Origin of the sequence: Halalkalibacterium ligniniphilum (genome assembly GCF_000334155.1) — a bacterium.
Taxonomy (GTDB): Bacteria; Bacillota; Bacilli; order Bacillales; family Bacillaceae_D; genus Halalkalibacterium; species Halalkalibacterium ligniniphilum.
This window is the reverse complement of record NZ_ANNK01000073.1, coordinates 1-1,380: the sequence shown is the minus strand read 5'-3', so window position 1 is coordinate 1,380 and position 1,380 is coordinate 1. Positions and strand designations below refer to the sequence as shown.

2 protein-coding genes are annotated in these 1,380 nt (G+C 37.0%); one reads left to right on the top strand and one right to left on the bottom strand.

Annotated features, from left to right (window positions below):
- Positions 1-189: 189 nt before the first annotated feature.
- Positions 190-378, bottom strand: coding sequence for a hypothetical protein (locus tag BLT_RS0107390; protein WP_017727144.1), 189 nt, complete (start codon positions 376-378; stop codon positions 190-192).
- 314 nt (positions 379-692) lie between these two features.
- Here BLT_RS0107390 and BLT_RS0107385 point away from each other — a divergent pair, with 314 nt between their 5' ends.
- Complete coding sequence (locus tag BLT_RS0107385; protein WP_017727143.1) at positions 693-1,319, top strand: YktB family protein; 627 nt, start codon at positions 693-695, stop codon at positions 1,317-1,319.
- Positions 1,320-1,380 lie beyond the last annotated feature (61 nt).

Here is a 1,380-nt window from a genome sequence, read left to right as displayed (position 1 = left end):
AGATCTCCTTTCGTTTTTTAGAAGTTGGTTTGACGGCCATCTTCTATTATAACGATTGGAGATTTTTTCTGTCACTTTACCACTCTAGAAGTTTTATTTTCACACGTGTAGAACACGTGGTTTTAAACCCATATAATATAAAAAAGTGCGGTCCGCCCGCACTTTTAAAAATTTATTGTTAAATAATTTTTATGCTTCTAATCGAATAAGCTCTTGCCGAAATTTCTCTAAACGTCGCTTGGAGGAGTTCATGGTCTCAAGATCTTCTGCAAGCATTGCATCATGTAATGTCATCAGTTCATAATCAATTTCAAGTCGCAAAACAGGAATTCTCTTTTCTCCATCTTTACGTTTAAACGTTTGAATGACTTGTTCCATGGTAACCTACACTCCTTTTCACAATAAAGTATCGCGAAACAACAGAAGGTTAAACAACTAAAACATTAACGAAAAATTCAGATATTTAAACTGATTATATTCTATAATATGTGAAAGAATAAAAAAATGCAACTGTTTGTGATAGGAACGTAGATAGAAATTTGTGACATACAGCTTATGTGAAAAGAAAAACCAGCTAAAAGAATCTACTCAATTCATGGTAGCTTGAGTCACTTAAATCATAATTTGTGTGAACAGCGGATGATTATGTTAAACTAATCTCATGACAAAGAAGGCTGAAAGGAGTATTTCACGTGAGTTTTCAAGGATTTACACAAAATGATTTTAACACGTTTCAAATTAATGATTTAGACGGACGCATGGAAGCGATTCGAGATCGTATTCAACCGAAATTCAAAGAAATCGGTGACATTCTTTGTGATGATATTACAGCTTTAGCTGGAAATGAAATGTTTGTACATATTGCAAAGCATGCACGACGTACGGTCAACCCTCCGAAAGATACATGGCTTGCCATTTGCGATAATAAGCGTGGCTATAAAAAACATCCACATTTTCAAGTCGGTCTATTTGACGACCATGTATTTCTTTGGCTCGCCTATATTTATGAGCTCCCACATAAGGAGGAAATTGCCGAAAAACTGTTGAATAATCTTACGAAAGTGAAGCAGACGATTCCAAGCAACTATGTCATTTCCCTTGACCATATGAAAAAGGATGCATATTCCTTCGGCAAGCTGACAGACGCTGAGCTGATCAAGCACCTTGAACGATTCCGAGATGTGAAGAAGGCAGAATTTTTAGTAGGTCGTCACATCCCGTCAACAGACCCCATTTTACAAGATGGTGAGGCTTTCCTTGCTCTAGCAAAAGAAACGTTTGCAACCCTTATGCCACTTTATAGGCTCTCATTCGAATAAAGGACAGGGCTGGGACATAACGAACGTGTATGATTGAACATGCGAACAATGCACAACCTTA

Excerpts from the sequence above, each read along its gene's own strand:
- BLT_RS0107390 (WP_017727144.1), bottom strand. The coding sequence starts at position 378 with ATGGAACAAGTCATTCAAACGTTTAAACGTAAAGATGGAGAAAAGAGA.